This is a genomic window from Aeromonas sp. OTU364, from assembly GCF_038440395.1.
Lineage (GTDB): Bacteria > Pseudomonadota > Gammaproteobacteria > Enterobacterales > Aeromonadaceae > Aeromonas.
The window spans coordinates 25,708-45,486 of the sequence record NZ_JASATR010000011.1; the positions used below are offsets into that span (position 1 = coordinate 25,708).

17 protein-coding genes are annotated in these 19,779 nt (G+C 62.4%); 7 read left to right on the forward strand and 10 right to left on the reverse strand.

Features of this window, described 5'->3' with window-relative positions:
* Positions 1–351: 351 nt before the first annotated feature.
* Positions 352–1,551 (forward strand): sodium/glutamate symporter, encoded by a 1,200-nt coding sequence (gltS, locus tag AAHB08_RS12190; protein WP_265435535.1) that lies wholly within the window; start codon positions 352–354, stop codon positions 1,549–1,551.
* A gap of 213 nt (positions 1,552–1,764) precedes the next feature.
* Here the strand turns inward: gltS and AAHB08_RS12195 are convergent, their stop codons facing one another.
* Positions 1,765–3,636: a methyl-accepting chemotaxis protein gene (locus AAHB08_RS12195; RefSeq protein ID WP_139437272.1), complete on the reverse strand. Its 1,872-nt coding sequence runs from the start codon at positions 3,634–3,636 to the stop codon at positions 1,765–1,767.
* A 255-nt stretch (positions 3,637–3,891) separates the two neighbouring features.
* Here AAHB08_RS12195 and prfB point away from each other — a divergent pair.
* Both prfB and lysS read left to right on the forward strand, forming a co-directional pair.
* A protein-coding gene (gene prfB, locus AAHB08_RS12200; RefSeq protein WP_139437270.1) for a peptide chain release factor 2 occupies positions 3,892–4,990 on the forward strand; the annotation gives its coding sequence in 2 pieces (ribosomal slippage) (positions 3,892–3,966 and positions 3,968–4,990; 1,098 coding nt in all).
* A 20-nt stretch (positions 4,991–5,010) separates the two neighbouring features.
* Entirely contained in the window at positions 5,011–6,549 is a 1,539-nt protein-coding gene (lysS, locus tag AAHB08_RS12205) for a lysine--tRNA ligase (RefSeq protein WP_342059064.1), read from the forward strand.
* Between the two features lie 111 nt (positions 6,550–6,660).
* Here the strand turns inward: lysS and AAHB08_RS12210 are convergent, their stop codons facing one another.
* Positions 6,661–7,461 carry a PhzF family phenazine biosynthesis protein gene (locus AAHB08_RS12210; RefSeq protein WP_446699526.1) on the reverse strand — a complete coding sequence of 267 codons (801 nt, stop codon included), beginning with the start codon at positions 7,459–7,461 and terminating at the stop codon, positions 6,661–6,663.
* Positions 7,462–7,646: 185 nt separating this feature from the next.
* Between AAHB08_RS12210 and AAHB08_RS12215 the strand changes: the two genes are divergently transcribed.
* From AAHB08_RS12215 to AAHB08_RS12225, 3 genes are read left to right on the forward strand one after another with little or no spacing between them, the layout of a single operon-like run.
* Positions 7,647–9,437, forward strand: coding sequence for an assimilatory sulfite reductase (NADPH) flavoprotein subunit (locus tag AAHB08_RS12215; RefSeq protein ID WP_342059117.1), 1,791 nt, complete (start codon positions 7,647–7,649; stop codon positions 9,435–9,437).
* Positions 9,437–11,161, forward strand: coding sequence for an assimilatory sulfite reductase (NADPH) hemoprotein subunit (gene cysI / locus AAHB08_RS12220; RefSeq protein ID WP_342059065.1), 1,725 nt, complete (start codon positions 9,437–9,439; stop codon positions 11,159–11,161). The genes AAHB08_RS12215 and cysI overlap by 1 nt, the downstream gene beginning before the upstream one ends.
* Positions 11,151–11,957 (forward strand): phosphoadenylyl-sulfate reductase, encoded by an 807-nt coding sequence (locus AAHB08_RS12225; RefSeq protein ID WP_342059066.1) that lies wholly within the window; start codon positions 11,151–11,153, stop codon positions 11,955–11,957. Before cysI ends, AAHB08_RS12225 begins: the two co-directional genes overlap by 11 nt.
* Positions 11,958–12,063: 106 nt before the next feature.
* Here AAHB08_RS12225 and proX read toward each other — a convergent pair whose 3' ends face one another.
* From proX to AAHB08_RS12260, 7 genes are all read right to left on the reverse strand, one after another.
* The gene (gene proX / locus AAHB08_RS12230; protein WP_342059067.1) at positions 12,064–13,065 is read right to left on the reverse strand and encodes a glycine betaine/L-proline ABC transporter substrate-binding protein ProX; all 1,002 of its coding nucleotides are present in this window, start codon (positions 13,063–13,065) and stop codon (positions 12,064–12,066) included.
* A complete protein-coding gene (gene proW, locus AAHB08_RS12235) occupies positions 13,062–14,213 on the reverse strand; it encodes a glycine betaine/L-proline ABC transporter permease ProW (RefSeq protein ID WP_342059068.1) in 1,152 nt (383 codons plus the stop codon). Before proW ends, proX begins: the two co-directional genes overlap by 4 nt.
* Positions 14,210–15,406, reverse strand: a complete 1,197-nt coding sequence (proV, locus tag AAHB08_RS12240; RefSeq protein WP_342059069.1) for a glycine betaine/L-proline ABC transporter ATP-binding protein ProV — start codon at positions 15,404–15,406, stop codon at positions 14,210–14,212. The genes proW and proV overlap by 4 nt, the downstream gene beginning before the upstream one ends.
* A gap of 461 nt (positions 15,407–15,867) precedes the next feature.
* Positions 15,868–16,359 (reverse strand): type 3 dihydrofolate reductase, encoded by a 492-nt coding sequence (gene folA, locus AAHB08_RS12245; RefSeq protein WP_342059070.1) that lies wholly within the window; start codon positions 16,357–16,359, stop codon positions 15,868–15,870.
* A gap of 24 nt (positions 16,360–16,383) precedes the next feature.
* Positions 16,384–16,851, reverse strand: a complete 468-nt coding sequence (locus AAHB08_RS12250; protein ID WP_139437249.1) for a threonine/serine exporter family protein — start codon at positions 16,849–16,851, stop codon at positions 16,384–16,386.
* A gap of 115 nt (positions 16,852–16,966) precedes the next feature.
* Positions 16,967–17,779: a threonine/serine exporter family protein gene (locus AAHB08_RS12255; RefSeq protein ID WP_139437247.1), complete on the reverse strand. Its 813-nt coding sequence runs from the start codon at positions 17,777–17,779 to the stop codon at positions 16,967–16,969.
* Between the two features lie 221 nt (positions 17,780–18,000).
* A complete protein-coding gene (locus AAHB08_RS12260; protein ID WP_202046568.1) occupies positions 18,001–18,339 on the reverse strand; it encodes a DUF3135 domain-containing protein in 339 nt (112 codons plus the stop codon).
* A gap of 403 nt (positions 18,340–18,742) precedes the next feature.
* On the opposite strand from AAHB08_RS12260, the gene mog reads away from it, so the two are divergent.
* Positions 18,743–19,273 (forward strand): molybdopterin adenylyltransferase, encoded by a 531-nt coding sequence (gene mog, locus AAHB08_RS12265; protein ID WP_247625678.1) that lies wholly within the window; start codon positions 18,743–18,745, stop codon positions 19,271–19,273.
* Positions 19,274–19,332: 59 nt separating this feature from the next.
* Here the strand turns inward: mog and AAHB08_RS12270 are convergent, their stop codons facing one another.
* Positions 19,333–19,737, reverse strand: a complete 405-nt coding sequence (locus AAHB08_RS12270) for a DUF2541 family protein (RefSeq protein WP_446699527.1) — start codon at positions 19,735–19,737, stop codon at positions 19,333–19,335.
* Positions 19,738–19,779: the final 42 nt, after the last annotated feature.

Below are 19,779 nucleotides of genomic sequence, written 5' to 3' on the forward strand. Positions count from 1 at the left end.
ATGGGCGGGAAACTGGCGAATTATAGAGACTGCCGCTGCAAATGACAGCAGTCATTGTTGCGGGCCGGAGCACACCCAGGACATAGTGTTAAATGCTAGGTTAATGCACTGTTTTGAGCATTAATATGATGAACATGGATATAAACGGTGATTTTTGCTACTATCCGGCGGATTTTTCATGAATGTCATCTGGATGCCTGATGAAATCGGGCTCGCATCGATCCCATTTTTTCCTGGGACTGGGCCTGTGGCCCCCTCTTGAACTGGCGCCTGCGCCACACTGTTTTTATCCCGGCTGAATCTGTGAGTCTTTCTCGCCAAAGACACAGCCGATCAACATGGGAGTACCGCATGATACAACTTGATTCCTACGCCACCCTTGTCGCCGCCACCCTGGTGCTGCTGCTCGGCCGTCTGCTGGTCAACCGGATTGGCCCCCTGCGTACCTTCAACATCCCCAAACCGGTGGCAGGCGGCCTGGTGGTCGCCCTGGTGCTGCTGCTGCTGCGCTCCACCATGCAACTTGAACTGCAATTTGACACCACACTGCAAACCCCGCTGATGCTGGCCTTCTTCGCCTCCATCGGCCTCTCCGCGGATCTGGGCAGCCTCAAGCGCGGCGGCAAGGCGGTGATCACCTTCCTGGTGGTGGTCACCGGCCTACTGCTGGTGCAAAACAGCCTGGGGGTCGGTCTCGCCACCCTGCTCGGTCTGGACCCGCACATGGGGCTGCTGGCCGGCTCCATCACCCTCTCCGGCGGCCACGGTACCGGCGCGGCCTGGGGCTCCATCTTCACCGAGAAGTACGGCGTGCAATCCGCCGCCGAGCTCGCCATCGCCTGCGCCACCTTCGGTCTGGTGCTGGGGGGGCTGATCGGCGGGCCTGTCGCCCGCTACCTGGTGAAGAAGGTGCAGGTGCCCGGCGAGGAGCACAACCGTGACGGCGCCCCCCAAGGCTTCGAGATGCCTGACATGGAGCGCCCCCTCACCACCTTCAGCGTGATCGAGACCCTGGCCCTCATTGCCATCAGCCTGAAGGGGGGCGAGATGCTCTCCCTCTACCTCAAGGGCAGTGCCCTGGAGCTGCCGGTGTTCGTCTGCGTGCTCTTCGTCGGCGTGCTGCTGCGCAACCTGCTGACCCTGCTGAACTGGCACGAGGTGAGCGATCGGGAAGTCTCCCTGCTCGGCAACGTCAGCCTGTCGCTCTTCCTCGCCATGGCGCTGATGAGCCTGAAGCTGTGGGATCTCGCCAGCCTGGCCCTGCCCATCTTCATCCTGCTGGCCGCCCAGACGGTGGCGATGGCACTCTACGCCATCTTCGTCACCTTCAGGGTCATGGGCCGCAACTATGACGCGGCCGTGCTGGCGGCGGGCCACTGCGGCTTCGGTCTGGGGGCCACCCCCACCGCCATCGCCAACATGCAGGCCATCACCCAGCGCTTCGGCCCCTCCCACCTGGCGTTTCTGGTGGTGCCCATGGTGGGCGCCTTCTTCATCGACATCATCAACGCCGTGGTGATCAAGCTGTTCCTGGCCCTGCCCTTCCTGTAAGCCCTGCGCCAGACCCCGTATGAATGAGCCCACCTTTTGGTGGGCTCTTTGCTTGCTGGCTCCCGCACCTTGCACCTCCATGGCGTCTGGGGGCGTCCCATGACGCATCCCATCGAGGCACTGGCCGGATGGCGGACAACAAAAAGCCCCGCACTCTCGTGCGGGGCTTTGGCATGAGAGGGCGCCGGGATGGCGCCGCTTCCCGACCCTGCCTTACAGGATGAAGGTCGACACCTGCTGGTTCAGATTGGTGGCACGTCCCTTGAGGTGGTGCGCCTGATCCAGATCCCGCATGGCGGCGGCGGTGATCTCGTCGCTCACATCCTTGATGGCGGTGGTGTTCTGGGTGATCTCGCCGGTCACCTGGGTCTGCTCCTCGGCGGCGGTGGCGATCTGACCCGCCATGTCGGAGATGAGAGAGACGGCCTGGGTGATCTCTTCGAGCGCGGCGGCGGCGGCATCGGCGTCCTTGACGCTGTTGTCCGCCAGCCCCTGGCTGGTCTGCATCAGGCTGACCGCGCGGGCCGTGGTCTGCTGCAGGGTCTCTATGGTGGACTGGATCTCCTGGGTGGAGTCCTGGGTACGGCGCGACAGCACCCGCACCTCGTCCGCCACCACGGCGAAACCGCGACCCTGTTCACCGGCACGGGCCGCTTCGATGGCCGCGTTCAGCGCCAGCAGGTTGGTCTGCTCGGCGATGCCCTGAATGGTGGAGAGGATGCCGGAGATGGCCTGGGCGTGGCGGCTCAGCTCGCCGATGACGCCGGTGGCCTGACCCACCTCCTCGGCCAGGTTGTTGATGGACTGGCGAGTCTGGTTCACCAGCATCTTGCCCTGCTCGCTGCTCTGGGCGGATTGCTGGGCGGCGGCGGCGGTGTTCTCGGCGTTGCCGGCGATCTCCATGGTGGCGCTCGCCATCTCGGTGACCGCGGTGGCGACCATGGTCACCTCCTGCTGCTGACGCTGCAGCTCTTCCACCGCGGCCTGGTTGGTCACCAGGCTGCGCTCCGCATCGGCGTTCAGCTCGTTGGCGAGCTGGCGGATGTTGCCAATCAGCTGGTGCTGGCTGCCGACGAAGCGGTTGAAGCTGTTGGCCAGCTGACCCACCTCGTCGTTGGCGTCGATCTTGATGCGCTGGGTCAGATCGCCGTTACCGTCGGCGATGCGGGCCAGAGCCTGGGAAACCTTGCCGAGCGGGCCCAGCAGCAGGCTGACCAGCCAGGAGATGGCGATGATGCTGCCCACCAGTACCAGCAGGGCCAGGCCGAGCTGGGTCATCAGCAGGGAGGAGAGCGGCGCCTCCAGGGTGGCCTTGTCCAGCACCAGCACCAGCTCCCAGTCGGTGTTCGGGATGTCTGTCGCCCACAGCAGCTTGTCGCGCCCTTCGTTGTCAAAATAGACGGGGAGCAGGCTGTTGCTGCTCTTGCTCTGTTCGATCAGGGCATTGGAGAGATCGTTGTCGATCTCGCTGGCGGGCTTCATCGCCTTGGCCGCATCTTTATAGGCGATGACGGTGCCATCCTTGTGCATCAGGATGGCGACACCGTCCGCCGGCAGGGCCATCTTGGTGACATCCTCCACCAGAGAGGCGATGGAGAGGTCGCCGCCGACCACGCCGCCCTGGGCCGGCTGGGCCAGGGTCACCACCATGACGTTGTAGGCCACGTCCAGGTAGGGTTTGGTCACTATCATGCCGCCCTTGGCCATGGCTTCCTGATACCAGCCACGGGAGCGGGGATCATAGCCGTCACGGTTGATGGAGGGATCCGAATCGTTCATCTTGCCGCTGCCCTCACCGAAATAGGTGAGCTGGAAACGGCCGGACACCTGGGCCTGTTGCAGGGCGTTGAGGGGGTCGGGGCCGGCCTTGTTGCCAAGGGCCTGGATCACATCGCGACGGGCGGCAAGCCAGTCACTGACGCTGGCGGCCTGCTGGCTGCCGAGGCGCTGTACCTGTTCCTGACTGCCTTGCAGCAACAGGGACTTCTGGCTGCTGTAGCTCTGCCAGGAGAGCAGCAGGATCACCAGGGAGAGGGCGATCACCACAGACAACAGTATCTTCTGCTTGAGTGATAGGTTTTTCATCGTGCTTTCTTCTTGTGGGGTCAGGAACAGGATTACTCGAAAAGTGCGCGGCACTCCATGTTGTTGTTAGCGGCCAAAGCGCACAGAACTGAAGCGCAGAATGACGCGGCTGGCGATATTTTCCACAAGAAAGCACAAAATGGCCTCCGAAATCGGCGACAGAAGGCGGCCGGGGCCAGCCAACCCTGTTTATTCCTTCCGCAATTGGCTAGAATATCCCGTTTTTAAATCACATCGACCCCGAGAGTTTTCACGATGTTTGAAGTCAATCCTGTATTAAACAAGCTTAAGGAGCTGTCTGAGAGGACCGAGCTGCTTAGGGGGTACCTTTGACTATGACGCCAAGAAAGAGCGTCTAGAAGAGGTCAATGCCGAGCTGGAACAGCCGGATGTCTGGAACGAGCCGGAGCGCGCACAGGCGCTGGGCAAGGAGCGCGTGTCCCTGGACAACGTGGTCACCACCATAGATACCCTGACCCAGGGCGTCGATGACGTCGAGATGCTGGTCAGCCTGGCGGTCGAGGGCGAAGACGAGGAGACCTTCAACGAGGCCATCGTCGAAGCCGATCAGCTGGAAGCCAAGCTGGTGGATCTCGAGTTCCGTCGCATGTTCTCCGGTCAGCACGACGGCTCCGACTGCTACATCGACATCCAGTCCGGTTCCGGCGGCACCGAGGCCCAGGACTGGGCCAACATGGTGCTGCGCATGTACCTGCGCTGGGGCGATGCCCACGGCTACAAGCCCGAGCTCATCGAATGCTCGGAGGGTGACGTGGCCGGCATCAAGTCCGCCACCATCAAGTTCACCGGCGAGTATGCCTTCGGCTGGCTGCGCACCGAAACCGGCGTACACCGTCTGGTTCGCAAGTCGCCGTTCGATTCCGGTGGCCGTCGCCACACCTCGTTCTGCTCCGTCTTCGTCTATCCCGAGATCGATGACGACATCGAGATCGAGATCAACCCGGCGGATCTGCGCATCGACGTCTACCGCGCCTCCGGTGCCGGTGGTCAGCACGTCAACCGGACCGAGTCCGCGGTGCGTATCACCCACGTCCCCACCGGGGTGGTGGTGCAGTGCCAGAACGACCGTTCCCAGCACAAGAACAAAGATCAGTGTATGAAGCAGCTGAAGGCCAAGCTCTACGAGCTGGAAATTCAGAAGCAGAACGCTGAGAAGCAAGCCCTCGAAGAGACCAAGTCCGACATCGGCTGGGGCAGCCAGATCCGCTCCTACGTACTGGATGACTCCCGTATCAAGGATCTGCGCACCGGCGTCGAGACCCGCAATACCCAATCGGTACTCGACGGCGACTTGGACAAGTTTATCGAAGCCAGCCTGAAATCAGGCCTGTAAACAGAGCAGCAGGAATCACCATGTCTGAACAAACCACTACTCCGGAAGTCGACCAGACTCTCGAACTGAACAACGAGATGACTGAGCGTCGCTCCAAGCTGGCCGCCTTGCGCGCCCAGGGCAACCCTTTCCCCAACGACTTCCGTCGTGACAGCCTGTCCGGCGATCTGCACGCCGAGTTTGGCGACAAGAGCGCCGACGAGCTGGTGGCCTTGAATAAACGGGTGAAGATTGCCGGTCGTATCATGACCCGCCGGATCATGGGCAAGGCTTCCTTCGCTACCCTGCAGGACATGGCTGGCAAGATCCAGATCTACGTGACCCGTGACGACCTGCCGGAAGGCTTCTACAACGAGCAGTTCAAGAAGTGGGATCTGGGTGACATCGTCGGTGTCGAAGGGACCCTGTTCCGCACCAACACCGGCGAGCTCTCCGTCCATGTGGGCGAAATCCGCCTGCTGACCAAGGCACTGCGTCCGCTGCCCGAGAAGCACAAGGGCCTGACCGACCAGGAAGCCCGCTGCCGCCAGCGCTACCTGGATCTGATCGCCAACGAAGAGTCCCGCAAGACCTTCATGATCCGCACCCAGGTGGTGGCCGGTATCCGCAAGTTCTTCAACGAGAAGCGCTTCATGGAAGTGGAAACCCCCATGATGCAGGTCATCCCGGGTGGTGCCTCCGCGCGTCCGTTCGTCACCCACCACAATGCGCTGGACATCGACATGTACCTGCGTATCGCCCCCGAGCTCTATCTGAAGCGCCTGGTGGTCGGTGGTTTCGAGCGTGTCTACGAGATCAACCGCAACTTCCGTAACGAAGGGATCTCGGTGCGTCACAACCCCGAGTTCACCATGATCGAGTTCTACATGGCTTATGCCGATTACATCGATCTGATGGATCTCACCGAGGAGCTGCTGCGCACCCTGGCCCAGGATATCCTGGGTGACACCAAGATCCGTTACGCCAAAGAGGGCGAAGAGGGTCTGACCATCGATTTCGGTCAGCCGTTCCAGCGCCTCACCATGGTCGAATCCATCCTGAAGTACAACCCGGATGTGACCCTGGCCGACCTGGCCACCCTGGAGAGCGCCAAGGCCGTCGCCAAGCGGCTGCACATCGATCTGATGAAGGGCTGGGAGCTGGGCCACGTGATCACCGCCATCTTCGAAGAGACCGTTGAGCACATGCTGCTGCAACCGACCTTCATCACCGAGTACCCGGCTGCCGTCTCCCCGCTGGCCCGCCGCAACGACAAGAACCCGGACGTCACCGATCGCTTCGAGTTCTTCATCGGCGGTCGCGAGCTGGCCAACGGCTTCTCCGAGCTGAACGATGCGGAAGATCAGGCCAAGCGCTTCCAGGATCAGGTGAACCAGAAAGAAGCGGGCGACGACGAAGCCATGTTCTATGACGCCGACTTCGTCACCGCGCTGGAACACGGCCTGCCGCCGACTGCCGGTCAGGGCATAGGTATCGACCGTCTGGTGATGCTGTTCACCAACAGCCACACCATCCGCGACGTCATCCTGTTCCCGGCCCTGCGTCCGCAACAGAAATAAGCCTGCCGCTCGGCCAGCCCGAGCGCGCTAGCAATAAAACGCCCCGCAACTGCGGGGCGTTTTTTTATGGCGAAGACTAAAGCTGCGAGCAGGATACGCCCGGCTGGCGACTTATGGGCCGGGCGGCAGCAGCCACTCCCCCTGCCACAGGGTCAGCGCCTGACCCGACATCCACACCCTGTCCCCCTGCAACTCGAGCACAAGCTCCCCGCCCCGGGCGGAGATCTGGCGCGCCCTCAGTTGCGTCCTGCCGAGGCGCTCGGCCCAGAAGGGCACCAGGGCGCAGTGGTTGGAGCCGGTGACCGGATCCTCCTCCACCCCGACCCAGGGGGCAAAGTAGCGGGAGACGAAGTCATGGTCCGGATCCCTCGACGGCGCCGTCACCATCAGGCCGCGACCGGGCAGGGCCCGCAGGGCGTGGAAGTCCGGCTTGAGGGCCTGCACCTCCTGCTCGCTACCGAGCACCAGCAGGAACTTGGCGCCGGCGGCCAGGGTCTGCAACGGCGTGCAGCCGAGGGCCTCGGCATAAGCAGGATCCAATGTCAGCGGAGCAAGGGGGATGCGCGGAAAGTCGAGCCGGATCCACTCCCCCTCGGCGCTGGCCTCCAGCAGGCCGCTGCGGGTCTCGAAGCACAGCGTCTGGGAGCGGGCCACGGCCCCGGTCTGCCACAGCACATGGGCCGCCGCCAGGGTGCCGTGACCGCAGAGATCCACCTCGACCGTCGGGGTAAACCAGCGCAGCCGATAGTGCGCCTCCCCCAGGGGGCTGAGGAAGGCGGTCTCCGACAGGTTGAACTCCGCCGCCATGGCCTGCAGCTCGGCATCGCTGCGCTCCGGCCCCAATACGACGATGGCGGGATTGCCCCCGAAGGGGTGCTGGCTGAAGGCATTGACATGAAACAGTCTGGACATCGGCAGATCCTGAGAGGCGGAAGGGGACTCAATATTGCGATTTTTATACCACAGCCGGGGAGCTGCCGAGGCGGATTTCGGCTTTATAAATTCATAAATCGCATAAAGAAGATATTTTTATTCTTTGTTGTTATTCATTGCACCCCTTAACCTGACCAAAAATCAGACCATGGAAGACGTGTGTGATGCAATTGACAGCCCCAATACCCAACATAAGCCCGCTCTCTGACGAGCAGCAGCGCCAGCTGAATCAGGTCTTGTCGACCCTCAACACCCAGCAACTCGCCTGGGTGAGCGGTTATCTCTACGGTATTTCCCAATCAGGCGTCCAGAGCGTCGCCACCAGCGCCGCCGTGACCGCCCCCGGTGGCAGCCTGACCATTCTCTACGGCTCCCAGACCGGCAACGCCAAGGGGGTCGCCAGCGCCATCCAGGCTCAGGCGAAGGCCCACGGCCTGCCGGTGACCCTGACCTCCATGGCGGACTACAAACCCAAGCAGCTCAAGAAAGAGACACACCTGCTGGTGGTAGTGAGCACTTACGGGGAGGGTGAGCCGCCTGAGAGCGCGGTGGATCTGTTCGAGCAGCTCAAGAAGGGCAAGATCGGCAAACTCGAGGGCCTCAAGTTCGCCGTACTGGGGCTGGGTGACAGCTCCTACGAATTCTTCTGCCAGACCGGCAAGGACTTCGACGACTTCCTGTCAAAAGCCGGAGCCGAGCGCATTCATGAACTCGCAAGCCTGGACGTGGATTATCAGGAAGCCGCCAAGACCTGGGGCGAACAGGCGGTCAATGCCGTCGCCGCCACCCTCTCTGCCGGCGCCGCGACTGCCAGCGTGGCGGGCTCGGTGCAGCAAGCCGTCGGCCATAGCCAGTATCACAAGGAGAACCCCTTCCCGGCACGGCTCTCGGTCAATCAGAAGATCACCGGCCGCGACTCCACCAAGGACATCCGCCATATCGAGATCAGCCTGGAAGAGTCCGGCATCACTTATCAGCCGGGGGATGCCCTGGGCATCTGGTTCGACAACGACGCCGATCTCGTGGGGGAAGTGCTGGCCCTGACCGGTCTCACCGGTGACGAGGCCACCGCCCAGGGCCCGTTGCGCGCGGCCCTGACCCGCCACGTCGAGCTGACCCGGCTGCACGGCGGCTTTATCACTGGTCTTGCCGAGATCTCGGGCAATGCGGCGCTGAAAGATCTGGCCGGCGACAAGGCCCAGGTCAACGCCCTGGTGGCCAGCGCCCAGGTGGTGGATGTGCTCAAACGCTTCCCGACCGCCCTCAGTGCCGAGCAGCTGACCGGCCTGCTGCGCCCCCTCACTCCCCGCCTCTACTCCATCGCCTCCGCCCAGAGCGAGGTCGAGGAAGAGGTGCACCTGACCGTGGGCGTGGTGCGCTACCCCCAGGAAGATGGCACAGTGCGATCTGGCGGCGCCTCCTCCTACCTGGCGGACCGTCTGCCTGAAGACGCCGAGGTCAGAGTGTTCGTGGAGCACAACGACAACTTCCGACTGCCCGCCAACCCCGACACCCCCGTCATCATGGTGGGCCCGGGTACCGGCATAGCCCCGTTCCGCGCCTTTATGCAGGAGCGGGAAGCACAAGGGGCCGAAGGCAAGAACTGGCTCTTCTTCGGCAACCCCCACTTCACCCAGGACTTCCTCTATCAGGTGGAGTGGCAGCGTTATGTGAAATCGGGTCTGCTGTCGAAGATCTCCCTGGCCTTCAGCCGGGATCAGGCCAACAAGATTTATGTGCAGGACCGCCTGCGCGAGGCCGGGCTTGAGCTCTACCAGTGGCTGGAAGCAGGCGCTCACTTCTATGTGTGTGGCGACGCCAACCACATGGCGAAGGATGTGCAGGAAGCCCTGCTGGATGTGATTGCCGAACACGGCCACAAGAGCCGTGAGGAAGCAGAAGAGTATCTGAGCGAATTGCGTCGTGCCAAACGTTATCAAAGGGATGTCTATTGATGAGCAAACAACCTCTCTCTCACCAAAAAGCGGGACCGGTCGAAGGGCCGCTGGCTGACAACGAGCGCCTCAAGCGCGAGAGCAACTTCCTGCGCGGCACCATAGCCGAGGATCTGCAGGATCCCCTCACCGGCGGCTTCAACGGCGACAACTTCCAGCTGATCCGCTTCCACGGCATGTATCAGCAGGATGACAGAGACATCCGCCCGGAGCGCACCGCCCAGAAGCTGGAGCCCCTGCACAACGTCATGCTGCGTGCCCGTCTGCCGGGCGGCATCATCACCCCGGCCCAGTGGCAGGTGATCGACAAGTTCGCCGAAGAGCACAGCCTGTACGGCAGCATCCGCCTGACCACCCGCCAGACCTTCCAGTTCCACGGGGTGCTCAAGCGCGACATCAAGCTGATGCACCAGACCCTCAACAGCACCGGCATCGACAGCATAGCCACCGCGGGGGATGTGAACCGCAACGTGCTCTGCACCAGCAACCCGGTTGAGTCCGAGCTGCACCAGGAGGCCTACGAGTGGGCCAAGAAGATCTCCGAGCACCTGCTGCCCAAGACCCGCGCCTACGTGGAGATCTGGCTGGACGGCGAGAAGCTGGGAGGTGACGAGGAGCCGATCCTGGGTTCCAACTACCTGCCGCGCAAATTCAAGACCACTGTGGTGATCCCGCCCCACAACGACGTGGACATCCACGCCAACGATCTCAACTTCGTGGCCATTAGTGATCACGGCAAGCTGGTGGGCTTCAACGTGCTGGTGGGCGGGGGTCTGGCCATGACCCACGGCGACACCAGCACCTACCCGCGCAAGGCGAGCGATTTCGGCTTCATCCCGCTCTCCCACGTGCTGGAGGTGGCGGCCGCCGTGGTCAGCACCCAGCGCGACTGGGGCAACAGGGTCAACCGCAAGAACGCCAAGACCAAGTACACCCTCGAGCGAGTGGGGGTCGAGGCCTTCAAGGCCGAGGTGGAGAGCCGGGCCGGCATCCAGTTTGGCGAGGTTCGCCCCTATGAGTTCACCAGCCGTGGCGATCGCTTCGGCTGGGTGGAGGGGATAGACGGCAAGCACCACCTCACCCTGTTTATCGAGAATGGCCGCCTGCTGGACTTCCCGGGCAAGCCCCTCAAGACCGGTATGCTGGAGATCGCCAAGGTGCACCAGGGGGACTTCCGTCTCACCGCCAACCAGAATCTCATCATCGCCGGGGTGCCTGCCGGCGAGAAGGCGCGCATCGAAGCCCTGGCGCGCCAGTACGGCCTGCTGGACGACGGCGTCAGCGAGCAGCGCAAGCAGTCCATGGCCTGCGTGGCCCTGCCGACCTGCCCCCTGGCGATGGCGGAAGCCGAGCGCATGCTGCCGGCGTTTGTCACCGACATCGAAGGGCTGCTGGCCAAACACGGTCTGGCGAACGACGCCATCATCTTCCGGGTCACCGGCTGCCCCAACGGCTGCGGCCGCGCCATGCTGGCGGAGGTGGGTCTGGTGGGCAAGGCCCCGGGCCGCTACAACCTGCACCTGGGGGGCAACCTGGAGGGGACCCGCATCCCGCGCCTGCACCTGGAGAACATCACGGAGCCGCAGATCCTGGCGGAGCTGGATGCCCTGATCGGCCGCTGGGCCAGCGAGCGCGACGGGAACGAGTGCTTCGGCGACTTCGTCATCCGCGCCGGCATCATAGCCCCGGTCATCGACTCCGCGAGGGACTTCTATGCAGCCTGAACAGACTGATACCGAGCGGCTGGTGCGCACCGCCGACGGCCGGCTCGACCTCGACGCCCTGCTGGCCCTCGGCCGTGAGGAGCAGACCGAGGCGCTGGCTCCTATCAATCAGGCTCTCGAGGCCATAAGCGCCCCCGAGCGGGTGCGCTGGGCCCTGGCAAACCTGCCGGGGGAGCACGTGCTGTCGTCGAGCTTCGGCATCCAGGCGGCGCTGATGCTGCACCTGGTGAGCCGCGAGCGGGCCGATGTGCCCGTGGTGCTGACCGATACCGGTTATCTCTTCCCCGAGACCTACCGTTTCATCGATGAGTTGACCGAGCGGCTCAGCCTCAACCTCAAGATCTACCGGGCCGAGATCAGCCCGGCCTGGCAGGAGGCCCGTTTCGGCCTCTTGTGGGAACAGGGGGTGGAGGGGATCACCCGCTACAACCAGCTCAACAAGGTGGAGCCCATGGACCGCGCCCTGAGCGAGCTCGGCGCCCGCACCTGGTTCTCCGGCCTGCGCCGTGAGCAGGCGGGCAGCCGCGGCAAGCTGCCGGTGCTGGCCATACAGCGCGGCCGCTTCAAGTTCCTGCCGGTGATCGACTGGAGCAACAAGGACGTCTTCTACTACTTCAAGGAGCACGACCTGCCCTACCACCCCCTGTGGGAGCAGGGCTATCTCTCGGTGGGCGACGTCCACACCACCGCCAAGTGGGAGCCGGGCATGAGCGAGGAGCAGACCCGCTTCTTCGGCCTCAAGCGCGAATGCGGCCTGCACGAAGAGAGCGGCGAGCACGACGGCTCCGGCATCTGAGCCTGGAGCTCAGCCTGTTGCTGCGCCCCGCCCATAAAAAAACGCCCGGCAATGGCCGGGCGTTTTGCTTGCTGACATCCATGGACTGGGCCGCCCGAGGCGGGGTTTAGCCCGCAGATTTGTCTTGCGCTGCGGCACGCGCCTGGGTCAGCCAGTCATTGACCAGGGCCGCGTGTCCCTTGAGCCAGGCGTCGGCGTGGCGCTCCACATCCGCCGGCTTGTTCTGGCCCTTGTTCATCAGGCCGTTCTGGATGTTGATGTCGTTCAGCGGCAGCTTGACGATGGAGAAGAGCTTGGCGGCTGCCGGGTTGGCCTCGGCAAACTGCTTGTTGGCGACGATGTGCATGGTGTTCACCGCAAAGCCGTAGTTCTTGCCGTTCGGCAGCCGGGTCTTGTCCCCATCAGGGGCATCGGCGGGCACCTCCAGCCACACCACATCCTTGCCCGGCACCAGCTCGCTGCTGAGCCAGTAGGGGGTCCAGGTGTAGTAGAGCACCGGCTTGCCGGCCTGATAACGGGCCAGGGTATCGGCGATCAGGGCCGCGTAGTTGCCCTGCTTGTGGGTCACCGTGGGGGTCAGGCCGAACTCGCCCAGATGATGGTTGATGGCTCCCTCGCAGCCCCAGCCCGGGTTGCAGCCCACCAGGTCGGCCTTGCCGTCGCCATCGCCGTCGAACAGGGCCGCCAGCCTGGGATCCTTGAGCTGGCCCAGGTTGGTGATGCCGTATTGGGTCGCCGTCTTCTTGTCGATGAGGTACCCCTGGGCGGCACCGGCCACATAGGTGCCCTGACGGAAGAACACCTTGTCACCCCCCGCCTGCTGGTACTTGTTGTCCTGCAGCGGTATCCAGTTGAAGGCGAGGAAGGTGCCGTCCCCCTGCGCCACCGAGGCGTAGGCCACGTTGTAGTCCACTTCCTGGGCGGGCTGCACCTCGTAGCCGAGGCGCCCCATCAGCTTGCTGACCAGCAGGCTCTGGAACGCCTCCTCCGGCAAGGAGCTCTGCAGGGGCTGCACCTTGACCCCCTCCCCCGGCAACTCGGCGTTGGCCATGGCGAGGGAACTCAGCAGCAGGGTGCTCAGGGTCAATCCTTTGGTGATCTGTTTCATGCTTTAACTCCTTGGTAATCGAGGGATTTGCCGCGGCCACACAGACGCAGCAGCAGGGCGACGGGACCACGCCGATACCAGCGGCCGACCCGGCTGCGATCCGGCTGCCCCATCGCCTGGGTCAGTCGGTCGAGGACGATGGCCAGCAGCACTATGCCGAGGCCGCCGATGGAGGCGAGCCCCATGTCGAGGCGGCCTATGCCGCGCAGCACCATCTGCCCCAGACCGCCGACCGCGATCATGGAGGCGATCACCACCATGGAGAGCGCCAGCATCAGGGTCTGGTTGACCCCGGCCATGATGGTGGGCATGGCGAGCGGCAGCTGCACCTTGAACAGCAACTGGGAGGGGCTGGCGCCGAACGAGTGGGCCGCCTCCACCAGATCGGCGGGCACCTGGCGAATGCCCAACATGGTGAGCCGGATCATGGGTGGCAGGGCGAAGATGACGGTCACCACCACCCCGGGCACGTTGCCTATGCCAAACAGCATGACGATGGGGATGAGGTAGACGAAGGCCGGGGTGGTCTGCATGGCATCCAGCAGCGGCCGGGTCCAGGTGGAGAGCCGCTCGCTGCGGGCCAGCAATATGCCCACCGGCAAGCCTATCAACACGCAGAAGAAGAGCGAGGTCAGCACCAGGGAGAGGGTCACCATGGCATCGGACCAGGCCCCGATAAGGCCAATCATCACCAGAGAAACAAGGGTGCCGAGTGCCATGCGCCCACCCACCAGTTGCCAGGCGATCAGGGTCAGCAGTCCCATCATCAGGGTGGAGGGCACAGTCTGCAGCAGCTGGGTCATGGCCCCCAGGGCCAGCTCCACCGGCGCGCGGATCAGCTGGAACACAGGCCGCAGGTTCTCCACCAGCCAGCCGATGCCCCCCTCGACCCAGCTATCCAGCGGCACCAGGGCCTGCTGGAAGGGATCCAGCCAGTCGACGGCGGCACTGTTGTCGACCGCTGCGATCTGGCTCTGCCAGTCTGCCGCCTCTGTGGCCGTACTGCCCCAGGGATCCTCGGCTGGCGTGGTGGTGGCCGCAGCCCCCCAGGGATCGGCCTGTGCCTCGTCGGCCCAGGCGGGAGCGCTGGTCAATAGCAACAGCGCCAGCAAGCCGGTCAGCAGACGCTTAAAGGGGTTGAGATTCATAGCGGGGTACTCCTGTCCAGGGTGTTGAGCAGATTGGCCTTGGAGATGAGTCCCAGATAGGTGCCATCCTCCTCGACCACGGGCACCTGACAGGGTGCGGCGGCCACCTGGCTGATGAGTTCGTTGAGGGAGGTGTCCGCCAGTATGGGCTGGATGTCCGCCAGCAGCGCCTGCTCCAGGCTCCCCTTGTCACGGACCGCCCGGCCGAGCGACTCGACCGAGACGACCCCGAGGAAGCGGCGGCTGCGATCCACCACGTAGCCGTACTCCCGCTCCAGCTCCTTGAGTTGGCGCAGGGCGTTGCCCGGCCCGTCCGTGGTGTGCTTCTTGATGAGGGGGGTCTGCTTGCGGCTGGCCACATCCCGGGCGCTGAAGACGTTGGCGAGATCCACCCCGCGAAAGAAGGCGCGCACATAGTCGTTGGCGGGCTGGTTCAGGATCTCGTCCGGGGTGCCCACCTGCACCAGCTGGCCATCCTGCATGATGGCGATGCGATCGCCGATGCGCATCGCCTCGTCCAGATCGTGGGAGATGAAGACGATGGTTCGCTGCTGGCTGGCCTGCAGCTTGAGCAGCTCGTCCTGCATCTCGGTGCGGATCAGGGGATCCAGCGCCGAGAAGGCCTCGTCCATCAGCAGGATATCGGGGTCGTTGGCGAGCGCCCGGGCCAGCCCGACCCGCTGCTTCATGCCGCCGGAGAGGGCGTCGGGGAAGGCGTCGATCCACGGCCCCAGCCCCACCTGGTGCAGCGCCTGACGGGCGCTCTGCTGGCGCTCCGCCAGGGGCACCCCGGCCAGCTCCAGCCCGAAGGCGGTGTTTTCCAGCACGCTCAGGTGCGGCATCAGGGCGAAGGACTGGAACACCATGCTGATCTTCTTGCGCCGCACCTGGCGCAGTTCGCGCTCCGAGATGGCGGCTATGTCCTCGCCGTCGATCAGCACCTGGCCGCGGGTCGGCTCGATCAGCCGGTTGAAGAGACGCACCAGGGTGGATTTGCCCGAGCCGGAGAGGCCCATCACCACGAAGATCTCCCCCTCCTGGATGGCCAGATTGACATCCTGGACCCCCAGGGTATGCCCGGTCTTTTGCAGTATGCTGGCGCGATCGTGCCCTTTCGCCAGCAATTTGAACGCTTTTTCCGGATGTTCTCCGAAGATTTTATAGAGCGATTTCACTTCGAGTTTGACTGTCATACTGTCCTTTTTTTATGGCCGGCATCTTGCTGTTCCTGCTGCCGAACGCACACCAATTACTTTTAACACTAATTAATTTTGAGCTAAAACAAAAGAACCGTAAGAGTCCGCCATGACGAGCCAAGTCATAAGCATATGATTTTTATCACTTATTTAAAGCAACAAAAATTCAACAGATGACCGAAAAAAATCGGAAAAATATGAATAAACTGCATAAAGAGTCCATACCACATCCATTTAATGAGTAAAATCAAGCGAGTGAGAGGCATGAATGAGGGTAGCTCCCGGGCAGAGGAACCCTCCATCGGCACTCATGAAATGATTACAGAGCTAACCATATTTAATCCCTGTGCAGGGGAGTATTCAGGAGAGGGTTGAGCGGAGCAGGACCGATGCGGGGCGCGGCGGCAAGGTCGCAAAAAAAGCCCCTCGCAGTGGAGGGGCCTTGCCGACGGGAGGGATTAGCGTCGCCGCCAGGTTTCGAAGCAGTAAGGATAAGGGTTCTTCTCGTCGGGCTGATGGGGATCGCTCTCGGTGCGCACCCAGTCGCTCTCGTCGAAGGCGGGGAAGCGGGTGTCCCCTGCCACCGCCAGATCGATCCGGGTCAGATAGAGGCAATCCGCCTTGGGCAGCAGCTGGCCATAGAGATGCCCTCCCCCGATGACCATCAGCTCCTCGACACCCTCCCCCTGCAGACGGGTCAAGGCCACGTCCACCGAATCGACCACCTCCACCCCTTCTGCGCGATAGTCGGGGTTGCGGCTGATCACCAGATTGCGCCGCCCGGGCAGCGGGCGACCTATGGACTCGAAGGTCTTGCGCCCCATCAGCACCGGCTTGCCGAGGGTCACCCGCTTGAAGTGGGCCAGATCGGCGGGCAGATGCCAGGGCATTTGGTTGTCTAGGCCAATCACGCGATCGTGCGCCATGGCGGCAATCATGGAAATGTGCATGGGTTCAGCCTCTTGCAGCCTGTCTCAGACAATGGGCCGGTTACGGTACACGACCAGGGAGGGGATCGCCAAACCGAAACTGAGGGCCCCCACGATAAAGAGCACCTTCAGGCCATTGGTCACAGCGTGGTGGATAAGCTCTGTGGTCACCCCCGAGATGTTGAGCTCCACCACGGCGATCATGGTCTTAAACGCATAGGCACCCGGGATCATAGGGATGATGGAGGCGACGCTGAACACGGGACGCGGTGCCAGCAGGCGCTTCGACCAGTAGACGCAGACAAAGCCCACCGTGGTGGACGCCGCCAGGGTGGCCCACTCGATGGGCATGCCGTAATGAATGAGCAGGGTGCGCAGGCTGTGGGCCAGGGCGCCCCCCATGGCGCAATACTTCAGCATCCTCGGCGGCACGTTGAACAACATGGCGAAGCCGACCGCCGGCATGGCAGACCAGAACGCATCCCTGGCCAACAGCAAGAGCAGTTCCATCATGGCTGCATCCCTCCCGCCAAGGCGACCGGGCAAGACGCCGGCCCAGGGTTCAGGCTCGCGGCACAGAGGCAAAGCCCGATTGTCCCGCTCCGGGAGCGGGTAGTGTCATTGCATCTCATATGGAGTTCCACCACAGCTTCCAGCCCCAGATCCCGGTGACCGACATGGCCAGCACTATGCCGATGACGGCGCTGATGGTGAGCAGGGTCGCCATGCCCCAGCGGGCCAGCCCCAGGTTGAAGTAGCCCTTCACCATGTCGGAGACCGCGTTGATGAGCGGGAAACCCGGTACCAGCAGCAAGACGCTGGCCGCCATGGCGAGATAGGGCTGGTCTCCCCACTGGAAGTAGGTGGCGCAGGAGGCGATCAGGGTGGCGACGAAGCCGGTCGCGGCGAAGTTGATGAGCGGGCTGTGGTGATGGCGAGCCATCAGCTGGCGCACTCTCATCGCCACCGAAGAGGCGACGAAGGTCACCAGGAAGATGGGCCAGTCGCCGCCGAACAGCACGCTGAAGGCGCCACAGGAGAGCCCCACCATGGGCACAACCAGCCAGGGGTGATAATGGAACGGCACTATGCCGTCGAGCCGCTGGCGCACCTCCCGCACACCGATCAGCTCCTTCTCCGCCAGGATGCAGATGCGCTGGACCTCGCACACCACCTGCATGTTGATCCCCTGATCCCGCACCCGGCGGGTGGTGGTGACGCAACTCCCCTGATAGAGGCTGGTGAGCACTATGGCGCTGGCGGAGATGGCCATCTCGACGCTCTCCAGCCCCAGCGCCAACCCGAGCCGGACCGTGGTCTGCTCTATGATGCGCCCCTCGGCACCATGCTGGGCCAGCAACTGGCCCACCTTGACGATGATCCGGGTGATCTCTGTCTGTTGCTCCCGCGACAGCACCCTTCTTGGTGTGATACTTCTCATAATCCCTTAGAGTCGTAGCAAGATGAATTGTGCCGAGATATTACCCCAAGCGTTATATTCCTTCATCCATATCTGTGGATTTAGCGGGCCGCCATGTAATTAAATGAGTGCGCGATGAGGGTTTGCAGCAAATAAAAAACAAACCACCCTGTTTATTAACATCGGGTGGTTTGCGTCGAAGGAAATATTGAAAATAACGGTACAGGATGGCGGCCAATAAATTATTTCATCCTCGGATGATCCGCCAGCACTATCACATTGTCTGGCGGCTGACTCTCTTCGGCTTGCGCCAGTGACTCCTCCTGCAGGTGAAGCATGTGACGGCGCATGGCATAGACGGAGTCGTGCATCATGTTGGCAATCCGGATGCAGCTGTCGAGGTTGTTCTTGGCCAGTCGGCGCTGGCAATCGATGCGAAACTGCAGGCCCCGCAGCCGCCGCTGCTGATCCGGCCCCACCTGGGCGATCAGCGCCTCTATCTGCTGGTGCAGCAAGGCATCGAGCCGCTCCGGCTCGGCCAGGGCCCAGTGTTTGAGCGTATCAAAATCTGGCAGCTCCATATCCCCTCCTGGCCAGACTCCCCGCACATCTCGGTACGACCACGCCCGGCACATCATTTCGCCGTCCATAGGAAGGTTATATAAGATGGTGGGGATTTTGGGTCAGTCGACTTCGAGCCACAGGAGTCCGCTTTTTCACCCAGCAGGCAAATATTGGGCGAGAGGAAAGATTTATTCTTTAGGATTCATGAAATTATCGTGATGTCGCATGCGTCACTTTTTTTATAAATTTTAAAGGCTTTTATGGATCTTCTTATTACCTATTCATCGATAGCGAATAAATCTGCTTTTCGTTCGACTCTCAATTTAAGCCTTTCCATCTCGTACCCGAGCCGGTGGTTTAACATATCTCACTGATTATGTTATTTTATTTACCACTTTTTCCAATGACCAAGGGTTGAGCATGAGCAAGGCAAGAATCGGTATCGTCACCGTCAGCGATCGCGCCAGCGCGGGCATCTATGAAGATCTCTCCGGCAAGGCCATCATCGACACCCTGAACGCCTATCTGACCTCGGAATGGGAGCCCGTCTATCAGGTGATCCCGGACGAGCAGGATCAGATCGAGGCGACCCTGGTTCGACTGGCGGATGAGGAGTCATGCTGCCTCATCGTCACCACGGGCGGCACAGGGCCGGCCAGGCGGGATGTGACGCCGGAAGCCACCGAAGCCGTGTGCGATCGCATGATGCCGGGCTTTGGCGAGCTGATGCGGGCCGAATCCCTCAAGTTCGTGCCCACCGCCATTTTGTCACGCCAGACCGCCGGCCTGCGCGGCAGCGCCCTCATCGTCAACCTGCCGGGCAAGCCCAAGTCCATCCGCGAGTGCCTGGATGCGGTCTTCCCCGCCATCCCCTACTGCATCGACCTGATGGACGGCCCCTATCTCGAGTGCGACGAAGCCGTCATCAAGCCGTTCAGACCCAAGAAATAAGGCATTCCCCAGGACATGAACACGGTGGCCGGGTCTCCCCGGCCACCGTCATTTCCGCCCTATTTGCGGCCGTACACCTTGACCCCCGCCTTGCTCCCTTCCGAATTGCCATAGACCTCGATCCGCTTGATGCAGACCCGGCTGCTGAGGGACTTCCAGCCCGACTCCTGATCCTCTTTCAGGCCCTTGTCAAAGTGCAGCGTCTTGCTGCGGTCATTGCCGTAGATCACCTTGACCCTGTCCAGGGTCAGCTCCCGCCCCGCCTTGACCATGATGGACCTGGCCGGCCGGCAGATGATGATAGGGATAATGGCTGGGTGGTCGCCTACCCCCAGCAGTAGGGTGTTACCCAGCCGAAATTCATCGTCGGCCATGGCTGGCGAGGCCGGGATCCAGAGCAGCGTGGATAGCAGACATGCGGCCAAACCGCAGCGAAAAGAGGGTGAAACAGATAAAACGGGCATGATGCCTCCCTGAAAAGGGAGGCATCTTAATTAATCAAAGCC